The organism is Bartonella sp. OT172YNZD, from assembly GCF_042193725.1.
GTDB lineage: Bacteria > Pseudomonadota > Alphaproteobacteria > Rhizobiales > Rhizobiaceae > Bartonella > Bartonella grahamii_A.
In genome coordinates this window covers 63,701-82,777 of record NZ_JBHILZ010000005.1, presented here as the reverse complement: position 1 = coordinate 82,777, position 19,077 = coordinate 63,701, and the positions used below count along the sequence as shown (strand labels likewise).

The window sequence follows — 19,077 nt, the reverse complement described above, 5'->3', positions numbered from 1 at the left end:
CAATTCCCTTACCTTTAAATTTCTAGAAAATATGCATATATAAAATTATTCAGATACTTATTTTGAGAAAACGATAATTATAGAAAAAAGTTCCAGCGTACTTTATAAAGTTGAGAAAAAGAAGCGAGAATAGAATTAAAACATCTACCATAACCTTTGAATTCTATAATAAGCCTCTTTGTGTTCTATAATAAAACATTGACACAAAGGTTTTGTTAATAATAGAGTTGTGATTAAAATATCTCATTATTTTTATTAATAAAAATGAAACATACTCAAAAGGTTTTTTATGAAATCTCCCATATCATCGCTTCCCTTTAAAATAGAAAAACACCCATCTCCTCTGTCAGAAGAAAGATGTGAAGAAATTTTAAAAAGTCCCGGTTTTGGTCAATTTTTTACAGACCACATGTGTACTATTCAATGGACTGAAGACAAAGGCTGGCATAATGCCATCATTTCTCAATATAAAGCTTTAGAAATTAACCCTGCAAGTACCGTTTTACATTACGGACAGGAAATTTTTGAGGGTTTAAAAGCATATCGTGCAAAAGATGGGCGCATCTTGCTCTTCCGTCCTGATGCCAATGCACAACGCTTTATAGAATCAGCACAACGTTTAGCTATGCCAGAATTGCCAAAAGATATTTTTCTGGATGCCGTTCATCAATTAGTAAAAATTGATCAAAAATGGGTTTCTGATCATCCTAATGCGAGTCTCTACATACGTCCATTTATGTTTGGTAATGAAAATTTTTTGGGAGTTCGCCCTTCTGAAGAATATATTTTCTGCATCATCGCTTCACCTGTTGAATCATATTTCAAAGGAGAAGAAAAATCTGTCAGCGTCTGGATTGAAACAGATTATAGCCGTGCTGGTCCAGGGGGCACAGGCGCTGCAAAATGTGGCGGAAACTATGCAGCAAGCTTACTGGCACAAAAGTGTGCAACGCAAAATAATTGTAACCAAGTACTCTTCCTTGATATGGTTGAACATAAATGGATTGAAGAACTTGGTGGTATGAATGTCTGCTTTATTATGGCAGATAATACACTTATAACCCCTCCACTTAACGGCACTATTCTTCCAGGAATAACCCGTGATTCAATCTTAAGGTTAGCTCAACAAATGGGATTAAAAATAGAAGAGCGCCCTTATTCTTTTGAATCGCTCAAGGAAGATGCAAGAAGTGGTCACCTTAGGGAAGTCTTTGCTTGTGGTACAGCCGCTGTTATCACATCAATCGGTCGTTTCAAATACAAAGATGGTGAATTTATTATCGGAAATGAAACAGTTGGAGAAGTTACAAGACAACTTCGCACACAGCTCGTTGATCTTCAAAAAGGCAATAAAGAAGACACCCATGGCTGGGTGCATTCTGTTCAACTCTCATAATAAGGTATTCTCATATCTATAAACGCTTCCATGAAAGTAGATTCATGGAAGCGTATTCCCTAAAAAAACTCCCTCTATTTTCAGTGATAAAAAAAGAAAACGTTAATCAAATTTTGAATGATCTCTATGCCGTGCTTTAATATTACGGACTGTACCTGTATGGGAGCGCATTACGAGAGTTTCCGTTTGAATGTAACGAGATGTAAATTTAACACCAGAAAGCATATTGCCATCTGTCACTCCTGTTGCTGAAAACAAAACATCACCCTTTGCCATTTCTTCCATTGTATAAGCTTTATTGGGATCACTAATCCCCATTTTAGCTGCACGAGCAATTTTCTCTTCTGTATCAAGCAGCAAACGACCTTGCATCTGTCCTCCAATGCAGCACAAAGCAGCAGAAGCTAAAACACCTTCAGGTGCTCCACCAATCCCCATATAGATATCAATACCTGTTTCTTCTGGATCAGTTGTATCAATAACAGCAGCAACATCTCCATCCCCAATCAAGCGAATCGATGCCCCTGTCGCTCGTACTTCATTAACCAATTTTTCATGACGAGGTCTATCCATAATACAAACAACAATCTGATTAACAGCCACTCCTTTAGCCTTCGCAAGAGAATGGATATTATCGGTAGGACAAGCATCTATATCTACTACTCCCTTTGGATAACCAGGACCAATAGCAATTTTTTCCATATAAACATCAGGAGCGTAAAGGAGATTACCCTTTTCAGCAATTGCAACTACTGCCAAAGAATTGGCAATATTTTTAGCACAAAGTGTTGTTCCCTCTAGTGGATCAAGTGCAATATCGATTGCCAATCCACTTTGAAGACCTACTTTTTCTCCAATATAAAGCATAGGCGCTTTATCCCGCTCACCTTCACCAATCACCACTGTACCATCAATAGGCAATCGATTAAGTTCCTGTCGCATTGCATCGACAGCAGCCTGATCCGCAGCTTTTTCATCGCCACGTCCGCGCCAGCGTGCAGCAGCAACAGCAGCACGTTCAGTAACACGTACCAATTCAAGCGTCAAAATACGATCAAGTCCATTTAAAATCTTCTGAGTTGTGGGCATATGAAAGAATCCTACCGAATGAATACCAGAAAAAATATGAATCCTTATTAAATACTAAGAATAAAGTTTTTGGCAAAGATGAAAATTTTCCACAAAAGATAAAAAAACTCAAGCTTACCTTTTTGTCATTATCAAGATAAGTTATCAATTCTCTACCATCGGTTCAATACGAATAAATTGAGATTTTGCAACAAGATGTCCATCTTTTTCAATTTCTGCAAGTGCCTGTCGTACATTCGCCTCTGTTGTTTCATGCGTAATTAAAATAATTGTTTTTTCAATTTGATCTTCTACAAAAGATCTTTGAACAATCGATTCCAATGAAATGTGATTATCAGCCATATGCCTTGCTACCGCGGCAAAAACACCAGTACGATCATGAACATTTAAACGAATAAAATAACCACCTGCATGATGCGAAATACGTGCTTTTTTATGAGGAGAAAGTTCTAATGCTGGACATCTTAAAACAGGTGCATACTGAAAACCAGAACGCGCTTTTGCTATATCAGCCAAATCACCAATAACGGCTGATGCTGTTGCCATTCCTCCGGCGCCAGGACCAGAAAACAGTAATTCACCTAATAAATCACTTTGAATAGAAAGAGCATTGGTTACGCCATTTATCTGTGCAATCATTGAGGATGTTGGTACCATTGTTGGATGAACGCGTTGCTCTATTCCAGAATCCGTTTTTAATGCAACCCCTAAAAGCTTAATCCGATACCCCAACTCATCAGCTGCACGAATATCAATTTGCGAAATATTACGAATTCCTTCAACATAAACATCATCTAACGAAACAGCTGTTCCAAATGCCAAGCTTGTCAACAAAGCTAATTTATGAGCAGTATCATTTCCCTCAATATCAAAAGTTGGATCTGCTTCAGCATACCCCAGTCTCTGCGCATCTGCTAAACAATCTTTAAATGAAAGACCTTCCGTAAACATGCGTGTTAATATATAATTACAGGTTCCATTGAGAATACCATAAATTCGCGATATGTAATTACTGGCAAGTGATTCTCTCATCGCTTTGATGACAGGAATTCCCCCTGCAACAGCTGCTTCAAAATGAAGAAAAACACCTTTTTTTTCTGCAATTATAGCCAGCTCTACTCCATGTCGAGCAAGAAGAGCTTTATTGGCTGTTACAACATGATGTCCTGCCTCAAGCGCTCTCTTAACAGCGGTATACACCACATCCAATTTACCACCAATTAACTCTACAAAAACATCAATCTCATCAGAAGCAGCCAACTCCACAGGTGAATCAAACCATTTTATATCACTGAGATCAATTCCACGATTACGGCTTTTATCGCGCGCACTAACAGCAACAACTTTGATGAATCGCCCACATTGACAAGCTAAACTATTCGCTTTTTCACATAGAGCTCGAACAACTGAAGTACCAACCGTACCAAGTCCCGCAATACCAACTTTTAAAGCTTCTGCCATTATTAACCACTGATCCCTATCTTCACTGAAAAATCGTTTAAATGATTTGCTACTCAACACAAAGAATACTTACATCCATAAGAACAAAAGAAATACCCCACTCTATTCACTTCATTTTCTCCAATAGAATTATTCCCGCTTGTTCAATCAACATTCCTGAAAATATAATATTTATTGTCTTCAAAGAGTTTAGAATCTTTATAAAAGATCTAATTCAGAATGAAAATCTGTAAAAATAATAAATACAAGTTGCCATAAAAAAGTTCTAAAAAGTAATCAATAACAAGTTAAAGAATATTGAAAACTTGGTAAGAAAAAATAAAAACATCTCTTCTAAATCAACAAGTATTGAACAAAAAACATTCTTTCATATGATAAATTAAGAGAATGGATAAAATAAAGTAGATCAGTAAATAATACCACATTCCTTCCTACCATTCCATAGCTTGAACTATAAATCTTTAATGAAAAAATCTTAACGCACCATCTATCAAAATAGAATCTTACATTTAAAGTAAAAAACAAGACTTAATATGTGCACACCATAATTCTGAAACATTATAAATATGGACAATAAATTTGCAAAATTCGAATATTTTACCTCAACTTATTGCCACCCCTTCAAAAAACTAGCAAATTGAAATGACAAAAACCTCAATCTGCCCTTTACCCACGCTAATTCATTTTCAGATAAAGAACCTTCTCAATATGTGCGAGAAAAAATGAAGGTTTTTTTAATTTTAAATTGTTTACAGACATGTAAAATTAAAGATAAGAAAATTTTTTTAATATATTATATAAAAATTACTTTAATATTTTCTTTTTATCATACAGATATATTTTTATGTTTTGTTAAAATGAAAGAATATATGTATTATATGTTAATTTTATAATAAATATTTTCTTTCTACTTCATAAATTATACAGTTTTTGCTTTATGATAAGCTCAAATGAGAAATCTTCTTTATAAAGGCTCTTCAAGAAAGTTAAATAATATTCTCATGTGCAAGCAAAGATAACAAACGATAAAATATGCAAAAAATAAATACATTTAAAATGTAAAATGCTTTTTTGATCATTTTTGCCTACTACTCAAACTGAAAAGAAACAATCCAAACAGGAATCGCTCAAAAATTATTCAATAAAACACACTTTTTTCAAAAAAAACGACATAGAGGGCTTGCGAAGTAAAACAATCCTCTCTATAAGCCTCATCATTGGTTTGCGCCCATCGTCTAGCGGTTAGGACATCGCCCTTTCACGGCGGAAACAGGGGTTCGATTCCCCTTGGGCGTACCATTAGCCTTTTTTCTATGTGTAATATATTCATTTTATTTGTGTTTTTAAAAATGAGGGATGCATAAATAAAAATGAGGGAATAAGATTTTAAAAGGAATCTCTTCGTAAAAAGGATACAAGAATTATTAGGTGGTTAATTTCTTTGTTGCATTTCGAGGATAGTGCTTTACTGCGTACAGTTAATAACAATAAAAATCGATAAAATATAAAAATTAGAGGGTTCTAGCTCGCGATACGGTAAATTTATAAGCCATATTCTTGCGTACACTGTTCATTTTTAAATTAAAATCAACTACATCACCTATACATTTCTTCCAACCTTCAAAACTGAAATTTACCCCAAACGCATTTTATATGAAGCATTTCTAATTACAGTGCCTTTGTATCACATTAAACTTTTCTATGGACAAATAGACCGTAATCTTAGTATTGAAATGGCGATATAAAAATAGATTCTTATTCACCTAACACAACAAATCAAGAAAATGTAATTTAGAATACGATCAACTTATTAAATGGAATCTCTGATAATAAGAACGCATGATCCCTGTTGCCCAGTGATCTAACTACCTTATCTATTAAACAGATTCTTCATCAATCATAGAATAATTATAAATTTGCAAACACATCACTTCTTTTCAAAAATTAAACCTCCCAACAAAATTTTACACTCTATTGATAATAAATTCTAAAAGCTCATATTTGAATGCTTTTTTCCCTTGTTTTTACTTTTCATTATAAACTTGAAAGTACTATAAAGTAATATCGCTTAAAAGAAAAAGGACTTCTAATGGTAAAGATCAAAGTGGAAAACCCCGTTGTTGAACTTGATGGGGATGAGATGACCCGTATAATCTGGAAATATATCAAAGATAAATTAATTCATCCCTATCTCGACATTGATCTCAAATATTATGATCTTTCCGTCGAAAATCGTGATGCAACCAATGATCAGGTAACTATCGATTCTGCCAATGCTATCAAAAAATATGGAGTTGGCATAAAATGTGCAACTATCACACCTGATGAGGCACGCGTTAAAGAATTTAACCTAAAAAAAATGTGGAAATCGCCTAATGGCACAATCCGCAATATTTTAGGAGGAGTCATTTTTCGCGAACCCATTATCTGTAAAAACGTCCCTCGCCTTGTTCCTAACTGGACAAAGCCAATTATTATCGGACGTCACGCTTTTGGTGATCAATACAAGGCAACAGATTTTAAATTTCCAAGAAAAGGGAAATTAAGTATTAAATTTGTAGGTGATGACAATCAAGTTATTGAACATGATGTTTTTGATGCCCCAAGCGCAGGGGTTGCTATGGCTATGTATAACCTTGATGAGTCAATTCGTGATTTTGCCCGCGCATCCTTTAATTATGGACTACAACGGAATGTTCCAGTTTATCTTTCAACAAAAAATACCATTCTAAAAACTTACGATGGTCGTTTTAAAGATATCTTTCAAGAAATATTCGATACGGAATTTAAAACTGAATTTGAAAACCGTAAATTATATTACGAACACCGTCTTATTGATGATATGGTTGCTTCTGCATTAAAGTGGTCAGGTGGATACGTATGGGCATGTAAAAACTATGATGGTGATGTTCAATCTGATATTGTTGCCCAAGGCTTCGGTTCTCTTGGTCTCATGACTTCTGTTCTCATGACACCTGACGGTAAAATTGTTGAAGCAGAGGCAGCACACGGCACCGTAACACGCCATTATCGTCAGCATCAAAAAAATGAAGAAACATCAACAAATTCTATTGCATCTATTTTCGCATGGACGCGTGGACTGGCACACCGTGCTAAACTAGATAATAATAAAAAATTAAAAAACTTTTCCACGACATTGGAAGAAGTTTGTATCAAAACCGTCGAAGAAGGTTTTATGACTAAAGATCTCGCACTTTTGATTGGGCCTAAACAAAAATGGCTTTCTACAACAGGCTTCCTCGATAAAATTGATGAGAATCTCAAAAAAGCAATGGGCAATTAAGTTATTACTTAAATTAAAACTCAAAGCTCTAAATAGAGCTTTGAATTTCTCTTGGCAAATTCAAAGAAGTCCCTTATAAGTAAAAAGAGAATAAATTTTTATTAAATAGCAAAAAAAAGTGAAAAAACAAAGCTGGTCTGCGCTTTTATTGGGTAAAAATGGTCTTTGCTTTTTAACGTTTACAGGTGGTGTTGTGTTACACGCCACCAACGTTTATATTGTTATTACTATTTTACCCTCCCTTATGAAGCATATTGGCAATGAGATATATTATTCTTGGGTGGCAACTGTCTTTATTACAGCTTCACTCCTTGGTACTTCACTTTCAACAAAAATATTAGGGAAATTAGGTCCTCGCAACGCTTATGTGATCTCTGGACTTATCTTTACCCTAGGCACTTTCCTGTGCAGCATTTCTTCATCTATGCCATTATTTTTAATAGGACGCTTTATTCAAGGATTGGGAAGTGGTTCTCTGTTGTCTCTATCCTATTCCATGGTACGTATTGTTTTTAGCCCTTCTTTATGGTCACACGCATTAAGTGTTATCTCCGGAATGTGGGGAATATCAACCTTGCTAGGACCAGCGATCGGAGGAATTTCTGTATATTATGATCTATGGAGAGCATCCTTTTGGATCATTGGCGCGTTAGCTATATTCTTCTCACTCATAGCCTTTAAAATTTTACCTAAAAAGAATGAAAACTATGTTCCAACATCCCCCCTCCCTCTTCTCCAGCTTCTCATACTCACCTTATTGATTCTTATCATTTCTGTTGGAGGAGCTATGGACACAACAATGGCAAAAATTTGCGGATTAGTTATCGGACTTAGTCTCCTCTTTGTTCTAGCAAAAATCGAATCATCTAGCTTTCATCCTATGTTGCCACGCAAATCCTTTTCTTTCTCTTCTGAAATTTTTCCTGTCTACGCATTAATACTCGTTATGACAACAGTCGTGTATAGTATAGAACTTTATTTACCACTTTTTCTTCAAGAACTTCATGGACAAGCTCCACTTATTGCCGGTTATATAGCAGCACTTATGAGCCTAGGGTGGACGTGTGGAGCCCTCTCAAGTGCTGCTGTCTCCACAAAAAAAATTCGCAACATCATTATATACTCGCCCCTATTAAAACTGTTAGGCATAGCGATTCTTTTATGGCTCATCCCAACAGAAGTTTCCACACTTGAATGTATTTTTATTATTTGCTTAGCACTATTTTCTATTGGAATCAGCGCGGGCATAGCATGGCCACATTTGCTCACACGGATTTTACAATGTACAAATGATGAAGATGCTCTACGTGCCAGTGAATCCCTTACCTCCGTACAACTATTTTCAGCTGCATTGAGTGCAACTCTAACCGGAGTTATCACCAATCTTGCTGGACTCTTTAATCCTGGAGGAACAATAGGAATGATCTTAGCAGCAAAAACTCTTTTTATAGTGCTCATTGGTTTTTTATTTTGTTTTGCTATTCCATTATCGCTGCGCATTTCTTACTGCATATTAAAAAATCCAACAGGACATTCCAATAATTAAATAAACATAAAAATATCTTCTTCATTAAAAAAATGAAAAATATTAAGCATACTTCTCCATATACCATGAGACGCAAAAAACCATTAATCCACACAAAGTTAGAACACTTCCTAAAACAGCCGTATATTCATAACTATAGCCCAATTTTAAAACTAATGCTCCAGATTCTGCACCAAAAGCGTTGGCAATATTAAAAGCAGACTGCATTAATGCTCCTGCCAAAATCTGTCCCTGTACTGCAACATCCATAATTTTTGTTTGTATAGAAGGCATAGCAGCAAAAGAAGTCCCAACAAAAAAGCATCCTATTGCTGCTGTTAACGGAGCATAGGATAAAAAGAAAAAAAGAAAAAAAACAAATACGCTCCAAAGCATAGAAAAAAATATCATCGGAGAAATACCAATTTTAACAGCTAATTTAGGACCCAAAAGATTTCCTGCCACCATTCCCAATCCAACTAACGGCATGATAAATGGTACCCATTCAAGTGAAACACCAGAAATATGCATTAGTGTTGACTTGATATAAGTGAAAACAGAAAATAATCCTGACGCTCCCACCGAAACCATCAACAAAAGAAGCCACACCTGCTTTTGCTTTAATGCACGCATTTCGTGCAAAGGATTCGTTTTTGGAAAACTTGAATCACAAGGTAAAAAATTCCAAATAAGAAAACAACAAAATAAAGCAATCATACCCACAAGGACAAAAGCAATCTGCCAACCAATAAGTTGACCAATCCAAGTAGCACTGGGTGCTCCCAAAACGGTTGCAATTGTTAAGCCAAGCATAACATATCCAACAGCTTTAGAACGTTCTTTCATTTCTACCATTGAAGAGGCAACCATAGCCGCAAGCCCAAAATAGAGTCCATGGGGAAGTCCACTGAGAAAGCGTAATACTACTAATATGCGAAAATCAGAAACAAAGGCACTAGCAATATTTGCTAAAGCATAAAAAAGCATCAATCCTATCAAAACAGTTTTGCGTGATACCTGAGCTGTTGCCACAGCTAAAAGAGGTGCTCCAATCACAACTCCTAATGCATAAGCAGAAATATATTGACCAGCGGTAGGAATATCAACATATGAACTTCGTGCCATCTCTGGCAGTAGCCCCATTGCAACAAACTCTGCAGTACCAATAGCAAAACTCCCCACTGCAAGAGCTAAAATTATTAAACGCCGTATTCTCGAATCAATTCCCAATGCAAGAACTTTTTGTTTATAAAAATCCTTCATATCACCACTTCTGGATAGGAGTTTTAACTGTAGATATCTGTAATACACACAAACAAAAATTCAAAAAATTGTTATACGCATGCCCAATAGTCCTCAATAAAGTTTTAGAAATATTTTAACATATAAAGCATTTTATGAAATTTTAAGTAAGATTCTTTAACGGAAAATCTTTGAAAACCTCAAGGTTATAGATGTATTTACCTATTTTTATCAGATCTGCCAGATAATAAACTTTGTTTCCTCTTTTCAGCAGTTCCAATTTTACAGTGAAACCTTTATTTTGCAACGATATACTATACCCTATAAATAATTCTAAAATTTGTCGAATAATGCATTTCAAACAAGTGAAAAATATCCCATCATTATCTTGATACAAAAATTAAACTTCTTCCAAAATCATTGTTGCTTTATTTTTCTTACCTGAATGCAGATCCTCCAAATCGGTAAGCTATAATTTCAACTTTACAGCATTCTTATAAACTATTACAGAGTCCTTTAAAAAAATCTCATGCTTGGTTTCTAGATTTATTAAATATCCTCTTTAGGCATCTTTATCCCTCCCTCATCTAACAGAGAAATCGCATCAGATATCTAACTCATATCTGTAAATTAAAATATTCACGTAAATATATTATGATTATTTTCAGATAAATTCTATAAACAAAGCAAAAAACAAATATAATAAGCTTGGTCTCAATATATTTATCGATATTTTATAAATATGCTAATTATTATGATTAATAATTAAATTTTTTTATGACATAAAATCTATAGTTTTTTATTGTATAGATTAATAATATTACATAAATCTATTGTAAATAAGAATTATATTAAGACATAAACCTAAAATATAAAATTATAACACTTTAAATGTTGTAATATTATTTTATTTTTCTTTTAATTTTCTAAAAATTTATCTATGCGATAGTATATAACCCATTCTTTACCATTAGTAATAAAAAACATAAAGTAGCGCATAAAAATACAATTTTCATCCTTCTTTAAGAGTTCGCTAACGCCTCATTAACATTGTTGCTTTAAACAGTCATCAGAAACAGAAATAAACTGTTTTCCTCCGGATCAGGTAGCGCGTACCGGAGTAACAGTTTCTGTTTTATATAGTAATTAGAAAAAGAATATATGCCCTATAAAAACGCACTGTTATATCTTATATATCTTAGGATAGTACAATTTTATAATTTTGGAAGGTGTTTCTAATTTCATATTTTCAGATAAATTTGTAAGTGCAAGAATAAATTCAATAAAAAAATGAAGCGCTATATTACAATTAATATTTTAGCGTTCTTGTGCCCATAGAGCACGAGTTTCAGCGCAAAAATCAGCATAACAGCCTTCTTCAATGGCATCACGAATTCCCTGCATCAATTGTTGATAATAAAAAAGATTATTCCAAGTCAACAACATACCCCCAAGAGATTCACCAGATTTGATCAAATGATGCAAATAAGCACAACTATAATCATGTGCTGCTGGACAAAGTGACTGTGGATCAAGAGGATGTGGATCTTCTGCATAACGCGCATTACGCAAATTAATTCTACCAAAGCGGGTAAAAGCTAAACCATGACGTCCTGCACGCGTCGGCATAACACAATCAAACATATCAATACCACGAGCAACACTTTGTAAAATATCATCAGGTGTCCCTACTCCCATAAGATAGCGTGGTTTATCCTCTGGTAAAATCGGACAAGTAGTATCCAATACTGCTTTCATAACACTCTGCGGCTCACCAACAGCAACCCCTCCAATAGCGTAACCTTTTAAATCCATTTCTTTTAATGCTTGAGCAGAACGTTCACGCAATTTCATATTATCACCACCTTGAACAATCCCAAACAATGCTTTATCTGGCTGATCTCCAAAAGCTGTTTTACAACGCTGCGCCCACCGCAATGAAAGTTCCATAGCTTCTTCCATTTCTTTTTCAGTTGCAGGTAATGCAACACATTGATCCAACTGCATCTGGATATCCGCACCAAGAAGTTCTTGAATTTCGATAGAACGCTCTGGACTCATTTCATAGTAAGCTCCATTAATGTAAGAGCGAAAAATCACACCTTGTTCAGTAATTTTACGGATTCCCGCCAATGACATAACCTGAAAGCCACCAGAATCGGTTAAAATAGGCCCGCTCCAGCGTGAAAATTCATGTAATCCTCCCAAACGCGCAACACGTTCAGCTCCTGGACGTAACATTAAATGATAAGTATTCCCCAAAATGATATCTGCACCAAGATCACGTATTTGATCCATATACATAGCCTTAACGGTTCCTGCCGTCCCAACAGGCATGAATGCGGGTGTACGAACACATCCTCGCCCCGTTATAATTTCGCCTCGACGTGCATACCCATCTTGAGCAATTTTTCTATAATGAAATGTCTTTATCATAACTCTTGTCTTTTTGATTCCATCAATGCATATCTCTATAGAAAGAAAAAAGATATCCCCTTAAGAGCACTGTTATAAGCTTTATGAATTAATTTTTGATTTGCTCAATATTGTAACCAGCATAAAAAATTAAAAGAGATAAAAGAACATTTTTTGTTAAGAAATCACCATAATAAACATGATAATCTAGCTCCAGAAAAATAGTAAAATCCTTATAATATCATACCCCAAAATACCTACGCTTGACGCACTAAAGCCTTAATAGAACTGAAAAATTATTATCACAATAATCTCATCTTCACATAATTCCATAAGCAGTAATTTTGTACGCATAGAAGAAAATTCTGAACGCATTGTACAGCTTACAATATTCTTTACTTTTACAGATAAACGTTTTTCATCTATTGGGAACGGCGATCCTCACGCTTAATAAAAGCGCAAATGAGCATAACCATTTATCCACTCACAATATTGAGATAGCTCTTGGCACTTGAGATACTTCACAAAAGAAATTAACGTGTAAATAAAAATACTAAAAATGCTTTTGGTAAAGATTCTCAAATACCAAAAGCTCTATCGTAACATTAGAGGCTGAAAAAGCGTATGATGATACTCGCTTGCCTCCTTTACAAGCTTTAAAGATGGTGGTGCATAATAAATTTATACTATTTATAGCTTTAAAAACTATACACGCCATGAATGTCATCGTAGAAGTGAATGTTGATATGTACTGAGAAATGCTTCTTAAAAAAATACGTAAATGTGCAACATAAGTATATTCCGTTTGGAGCGTTCCTCTATTAAAAAATGAGAAAAATACAAGCGTAAAGCTCTACATAATCTTCATTATTTAAACGATATTGCTTTAGATACTTTAAAAAAGTAAAGCTGAATTAAAAAGGAGATGGCAAGACTAGCCATTTGTTTTACTTCTGCGCCTTTATATTCTTCTAAAATTAAACTGTCTTCTTGTTTTAAAGATTACACCAATGATCTATATACTAGTTTTCCCACCTTGCTAGGAAAATTGGAGCAGCTAGTAAGGCTCTTATCCGTCTTAATATGTATTTCAAACATAATGCTGCAATAGAATAAGCGTAATACTCCAAAAGAGTTTCGTGTGCCTTTATTGATCAGAAAAGAGTATTTTTTCTTAGAAACTTACAATTGAAATCAGTATAATTTATACTATTTTGCATCTGCAGCAATAACGGCTTTGGTAATTGCATCTGGATCTGCAACAGGTTCACCACGTTTAATTTTATCAACATTTTCCATACCTTCAACAACCTGTCCCCATATGGAATATTGACGATCAAGCCACGGAGCATCTGCAAAACAAATAAAAAACTGAGAATTAGCAGAATTTGGATTCTGACTACGTGCCATAGAAACTGTACCACGCTTATGAGAAAGATTTGAAAACTCTGCTGTTAAATTTGGTTTTTCTGCTCCCCCCATACCCGCACGTGATAAATTGAATTTTTCACTATCCTTCTTTCCAAATTGCACATCCCCAGTTTGCGCCATAAAACCATCAATAACGCGATGGAAAATAACATTATCATAAGCACCTTCACGTACCAGTTCTTTAATACGTGCAACATGACAAGGCGCTAAATTAGCCAAAAGCTCAATAACAACTCTGCCCTTTGTTGTTTCAAGAATTAAAGTATTCTCTGGATTTTTATTCTCAACCATATAGAAAGCTCCTTTGATTCATTTCTCAACTTGTAAAGTAGCAGCATTAATAACATCAGGATTTTTTACAGATCCATTATTACTTGTCGTACCTTTTTTTATTTTATCAACGACATCCATCCCCTTTATCACCTCTCCAACAACCGTATACTGACCATTTAAAAAAGCAGCATCATCAAAACAAATGAAGAATTGAGAATTCGCGGAATCCGGATCTTGTGACCGTGCCATCCCAACAGTACCACGCTTAAACGGCTGCTTTGAAAACTCTGCCGGTATATTGGGATAATTTGAGCTACCCATACCAACGCGTTTCAGATCAAAATCTCTACTGCCTTTTTTTCCAAACTTTACATCACCAGTTTGTGCCATAAAATTAGGAATAACGCGATGAAACACAACATTATTATAAGCCCCCTCCTCTGTTAATCTTTTGATTTGCGCAACATGTTTTGGCGCCAAATCAGAACGCAGACGAATAATGACATCACCATCCTTGAGAGATAAAACAAGAAGACTCGCATCACTTGCTAGGCTAGAATTACCGACGACAGCGGACAGTGAAAAAAAACAAAACACACATATCAAAACAGCAAAAATTCTACGAGACACAATTATTCTCCCCTAAAAAATTTGAATTTCGAGCTTAAAGCTTGTGCAATATTGGGCGGTACAAATGGTGTCACATCACCTCCCATAGAGGCAATTTGGCGTACCAATGTAGAAGTTATCGCACGCCCAGAAACGCTTGCCGGCAAAAAAACAGTTTGCAATTCAGGAGCCATAACGCCATTCATCCCTGCCATTTGCATTTCATAATCAAGATCAGTACCATCACGCAATCCACGAATGAGAAATGAAGCACCAACTTCACGCGCCTTCTCAATTAGAAGGTTGCTAAATGAAAGAACCTGCAATCGATTAGAATCTGCAGCAAACAAGTCTTTCCCTACCTGGGTAATGAAATCAACACGCTCTTCAAAGCTAAAGAGTGTTTTTTTGTCAGCCTGCACCCCTATAGCGACAACTACCTTATCAGCTAACACAAAACACCCTTTCAAAACATCAAGATGACCGTTTGTAAGAGGATCAAAAGAACCTGCATAAAAAGCAATTTTCATGATTTTACTCCACCCTCTTCAAAATTACTTTTCTTTACTCATATCAACTGTATCTAAATGCTTCTCACCTTCATCATCTAATGAACTCGTATCATCTTCAGGTTCAGAAATACGTTCAACCGATACGACTCTTTCACCCTTGGCTGTATTAAAAATTGTGACTCCCTTAGTAGAACGCCCAGCAATACGAATTCCCTCAATAGGGACACGAATAAGCTGCCCCCCATCTGATACCAACATAATTTGATCTTGCGCCTTCACCGGAAAAGCGGCTACTAATTTACCAATTTCAGCTGTTTTAGATGGATCTGTTGCACGAATCCCTTTTCCGCCACGTCCCGAAATCCGGAATTCATAGGACGAAGAGCGTTTACCATAACCAAACTCACTCACCGTCAAAAGCATTTGTTCACGTACATGAAGTTCTGCATAACGTTCATCTGTTAACTCTGTTTCAGCACCCCCATCTTCCTCATCAAGAGTTACAATATCTTCAACATCAGCATCTGCACCAGAAGCACGCCGTTCATTCATTACGCGTTTAATATAAGCAGAACGCTCAATGGACGTCGCCTCGACATGCTCTAAAATTGTCATCGAAATGACTTTATCGCCTTTAGCTAAATTGATACCACGAACTCCCACAGAATTACGCCCAGCAAAGACACGAACATCAACAACTGGAAAACGGATACATTGTCCATTGGCTGTTGTTAGAACAACATCATCATGTTCTGTACAGGTTTCAACAGAAAGAATTTCATCTTCTTCATCAAGTTTCATTGCAATTTTACCATTACGATTAACCTGAACGAAATCTGATAATTTATTACGACGCACAGTTCCACGGGTTGTCGCAAACATAACATCCAATGCACTCCAGCTCGCTTCATCTTCAGGCAAAGGCATAATCGTCGTAATACGCTCACCTTGTTGTAAGGGAAGCATATTGATCAAAGCCCGCCCACGCGATTGGGGTGTTCCCAGCGGCAGTCGCCAAACTTTTTCCTTATAAACAATCCCACGTGATGAAAAGAAAAGAACCGGAGTATGCGTATTGGCAACAAACAATCGCGTTACAAAATCCTCATCCTTTGTGGACATACCAGAACGCCCCTTACCACCACGTCGCTGTGCACGATAGGTATTAAGAGGCACACGTTTAATATAGCCACTATGGCTCACCGTTACCACCATATCCTCTGGCGCGATTAGATCTTCACTCTCCATCTCAGCGCTACCAAAACCAAATACGGTACGTCGCGGCGTTGCAAATTCCTCACGAAGAGCACTCAACTCATCCTTAACAATACACATAATGCGTACGCGTGATGCCAAGATATCAAGATAGTCAGCAATATCCACACCAATTTTATTCAACTCATCAGCGATTTCATCACGCCCAAGGGCTGTCAATCGTTGCAAACGCAATTCTAAAATAGCACGCGCCTGTTCTTCAGAGAGATTATAAGTACCATCCTCATGAATAATATGACGAGGATCATCAATAAGTTTAATCAAAGGTGCGATATCTATCGCTGGCCAGCGTCGCTCCATTAACTGTGCACGTGCTGTCTGCGGATCAGGAGCCTTGCGAATAAGCGCTATAATTTCATCAATATTGGCAACCGCAAGGGCAAGACCAACTAAAATATGTGCTCGCTCACGTGCTTTACGCAAAAGATATTTTGTCCGCCGACTGACAACTTCTTCCCTAAAAGAAACAAATGCACGAAGCATATCAAGCAACGTCATCTGTTCGGGTTTTCCTCCATTCAAAGCAACCATATTACAACCAAAAGATGTTTGTAGCGGCGTATACCGATATAATTGGTTTAAAACAACTTCCGCAACAACATCTTTCTTCAGCTCAATAACGACCCGATATCCATCACGATCAGATTCGTCACGCAAATCAGAGATTCCCTCAATGCGTTTATCGCGCACCAATTCGGCCATTTTCTCAATCATCGTTGCCTTATTAACTTGATAAGGGATCTCACTCACAATAATTGCTTGTCGACCACTGCGAATTTCTTCGATATCAACTTTAGCACGCATAATGATTGAGCCACGCCCTGTTTCATAAGCTGCACGGACACCAGAATGGCCAAGGATAATGCCCCCTGTAGGAAAATCCGGCCCAGGAATAATTTCAATTATTTTATCGAGTGTAATATTGGGATTATCAATCAAAGCGATACAACCATCAACAACTTCACCAAGATTATGGGGAGGAATATTGGTTGCCATTCCCACAGCAATCCCCCCTGACCCATTAACTAAAAGATTGGGAAAACGCGCTGGTAAGACAACCGGTTCACGCTCACGCCCATCGTAATTATCCTGAAAATCAACAGTATCTTTATCTATATCAGCTAAAAGTTCTTCTGAAACTTTTTGTAAACGACACTCAGTATAGCGCATGGCCGCGGGTGGGTCACCATCAACGGAACCAAAATTTCCCTGACCATCAATCAATGGATTTCTTAAAGAAAAGTCCTGCGCCATACGCACTAAAGCATCATAAATTGAAGCATCACCATGGGGATGGAATTTCCCCATAACCTCACCAACAACACCAGCAGATTTACGATACGACTTATTGAAAGCAAGCCCCATCTCATTCATAGCATAAAGGATACGTCGATGAACAGGCTTAAGACCATCACGAACATCGGGGAGTGCACGTGAAACAATCACGCTCATCGCATAATCGAGATAGGAGCGTTGCATTTCATCAATAATACTGATTGGTTCAATACCGGTTAGCACATCACGTTCTGGTTGTGGAGTAAGATCGGTCACAATTTCAAAACTTTCAAAAAAGAATCATTTTATTTTATTTATATCGAAAAAAATACCAAAATGCTAATTTCTTCCCCCATTATAAAAAAGAAATTTAACAATATTTTTCAAGATGTTATTAATTTGTGTTAAAAATTATCAATAATGATCAACAATCTCCACTTCGCTAAACTTCAAAAAACTGCAACTACTGCAATTAAAGACTCTTAAAAAGGTACGTCATCATCTAATTTGTGTGAAAAACTTTCTCCCAATTGATTATTATTTTGACTAAAAGTATTTCTCTGATTTGAGTTACTATCGGCAAAGCTACCACTATAACTCCCCCCTTGACTCGCTCCTTGCTCCCCGCCCGCTGCTCCCCGGCCATCAAGCATTTGTAATTCGCCACGGTACTTTTGCAAAACAACCTCTGTTGTATAACGGTCATTTCCATTTTGATCTTGCCATTTTCGTGTCTGTAACTGCCCCTCAATATAAATTTTGCTGCCTTTTTTTAAATATTGCTCTGCAACTTTGACAAGATTTTCATTAAAAATAACAATATTATGCCACTCAGTACGTTCTTTTCGCTCATTTGTATTCCGATCACGCCAACTTTCTGAAGTAGCAATACGCAAATTTGCCACTTGATCACCAGAATTCAAACGGCGGATTTCAGGATCCGCACCAAGATTACCAATCAAAATAACTTTATTAAGGCTACCAGCCATCGCATAAACTCCAAAATTTAATTCGTAAAATACTCTGTTTTATAACAGTTATAACCATTTTGACCTTCAATTTACATGTCTGCAATTGACCTTCAATATGGATATTGCTATCCTTTCCAATGATTGTATCCGTGTAATTATAACAAAAGATGATAAAAACGCATAGTTTATTCCACTACGAGAGAATAAAAAGCTGCTTATTTGTATTTTTCTTTTCACAAAACTTGTACCTTCTTTTGGCATAAAAGCAGTTAAACACATTGTAATTCTAAAAAAACAGT

The 19,077-nt window shown here is 36.2% G+C and carries 11 protein-coding genes, 1 tRNA gene and 1 pseudogene; 4 read left to right on the top strand and 9 right to left on the bottom strand.

The annotated features are described in order from the left end of the window. Positions 1-289: 289 nt before the first annotated feature. A complete protein-coding gene (locus ACFIJS_RS03280) occupies positions 290-1,396 on the top strand; it encodes a branched-chain amino acid aminotransferase (protein WP_375649902.1) in 1,107 nt (368 codons plus the stop codon). A gap of 102 nt (positions 1,397-1,498) precedes the next feature. On the opposite strand, the gene glpX is transcribed toward ACFIJS_RS03280, so the two are convergent. Next, positions 1,499-2,485: a class II fructose-bisphosphatase gene (glpX, locus tag ACFIJS_RS03275; RefSeq protein ID WP_375649900.1), complete on the bottom strand. Its 987-nt coding sequence runs from the start codon at positions 2,483-2,485 to the stop codon at positions 1,499-1,501. Between the two features lie 144 nt (positions 2,486-2,629). Beyond that, complete coding sequence (locus ACFIJS_RS03270; protein WP_375649897.1) at positions 2,630-3,946, bottom strand: homoserine dehydrogenase; 1,317 nt, start codon at positions 3,944-3,946, stop codon at positions 2,630-2,632. 1,224 nt (positions 3,947-5,170) lie between these two features. On the opposite strand from ACFIJS_RS03270, the gene ACFIJS_RS03265 reads away from it, so the two are divergent. The 3 genes from ACFIJS_RS03265 to ACFIJS_RS03255 all read left to right on the top strand — a co-directional run bounded on the left by ACFIJS_RS03265 (position 5,171) and on the right by ACFIJS_RS03255 (position 8,796). Then, positions 5,171-5,245: transfer RNA gene (locus tag ACFIJS_RS03265), tRNA-Glu, on the top strand. A gap of 790 nt (positions 5,246-6,035) precedes the next feature. Then, positions 6,036-7,250, top strand: a complete 1,215-nt coding sequence (locus tag ACFIJS_RS03260; RefSeq protein WP_375649895.1) for an NADP-dependent isocitrate dehydrogenase — start codon at positions 6,036-6,038, stop codon at positions 7,248-7,250. A 118-nt stretch (positions 7,251-7,368) separates the two neighbouring features. Beyond that, a complete protein-coding gene (locus tag ACFIJS_RS03255; RefSeq protein ID WP_375649893.1) occupies positions 7,369-8,796 on the top strand; it encodes an MFS transporter in 1,428 nt (475 codons plus the stop codon). 42 nt (positions 8,797-8,838) lie between these two features. On the opposite strand, the gene ACFIJS_RS03250 is transcribed toward ACFIJS_RS03255, so the two are convergent. The 7 genes and pseudogenes from ACFIJS_RS03250 to ssb form a co-directional block, all read right to left on the bottom strand. Then, a complete protein-coding gene (locus ACFIJS_RS03250; protein WP_375649890.1) occupies positions 8,839-10,038 on the bottom strand; it encodes an MFS transporter in 1,200 nt (399 codons plus the stop codon). A gap of 1,296 nt (positions 10,039-11,334) precedes the next feature. Further along, positions 11,335-12,453, bottom strand: coding sequence for a tRNA guanosine(34) transglycosylase Tgt (tgt, locus tag ACFIJS_RS03245; protein WP_375649888.1), 1,119 nt, complete (start codon positions 12,451-12,453; stop codon positions 11,335-11,337). A 1,188-nt stretch (positions 12,454-13,641) separates the two neighbouring features. Further along, positions 13,642-14,154 carry a peptidylprolyl isomerase gene (locus tag ACFIJS_RS03240; protein ID WP_375649885.1) on the bottom strand — a complete coding sequence of 171 codons (513 nt, stop codon included), beginning with the start codon at positions 14,152-14,154 and terminating at the stop codon, positions 13,642-13,644. 18 nt (positions 14,155-14,172) lie between these two features. Next, entirely contained in the window at positions 14,173-14,766 is a 594-nt protein-coding gene (locus ACFIJS_RS03235) for a peptidylprolyl isomerase (protein ID WP_375649883.1), read from the bottom strand. After that, positions 14,756-15,275 (bottom strand): annotated as a pseudogene (gene coaD, locus ACFIJS_RS03230) (pantetheine-phosphate adenylyltransferase). Before coaD ends, ACFIJS_RS03235 begins: the two are co-directional and overlap by 11 nt. A 24-nt stretch (positions 15,276-15,299) precedes the next feature. Beyond that, entirely contained in the window at positions 15,300-18,083 is a 2,784-nt protein-coding gene (gene gyrA / locus ACFIJS_RS03225) for a DNA gyrase subunit A (protein ID WP_375649881.1), read from the bottom strand. Positions 18,084-18,289: 206 nt separating this feature from the next. Then, positions 18,290-18,796, bottom strand: coding sequence for a single-stranded DNA-binding protein (ssb, locus tag ACFIJS_RS03220; RefSeq protein WP_375649878.1), 507 nt, complete (start codon positions 18,794-18,796; stop codon positions 18,290-18,292). Positions 18,797-19,077: the final 281 nt, after the last annotated feature.

Bases quoted from the DNA above. Each gene is read 5' to 3' on its own strand.
- ACFIJS_RS03280 (WP_375649902.1), top strand. From the start codon at position 290: ATGAAATCTCCCATATCATCGCTTCCCTTTAAAATAGAAAAACACCCA.
- ACFIJS_RS03270 (WP_375649897.1), bottom strand. From the start codon at position 3,946: ATGGCAGAAGCTTTAAAAGTTGGTATTGCGGGACTTGGTACGGTTGGT.
- tgt (WP_375649888.1), bottom strand. From the start codon at position 12,453: ATGATAAAGACATTTCATTATAGAAAAATTGCTCAAGATGGGTATGCA.
- glpX (WP_375649900.1), bottom strand. From the start codon at position 2,485: ATGCCCACAACTCAGAAGATTTTAAATGGACTTGATCGTATTTTGACG.
- ACFIJS_RS03250 (WP_375649890.1), bottom strand. From the start codon at position 10,038: ATGAAGGATTTTTATAAACAAAAAGTTCTTGCATTGGGAATTGATTCG.
- ssb (WP_375649878.1), bottom strand. From the start codon at position 18,796: ATGGCTGGTAGCCTTAATAAAGTTATTTTGATTGGTAATCTTGGTGCG.
- ACFIJS_RS03240 (WP_375649885.1), bottom strand. From the start codon at position 14,154: ATGGTTGAGAATAAAAATCCAGAGAATACTTTAATTCTTGAAACAACA.
- ACFIJS_RS03260 (WP_375649895.1), top strand. From the start codon at position 6,036: ATGGTAAAGATCAAAGTGGAAAACCCCGTTGTTGAACTTGATGGGGAT.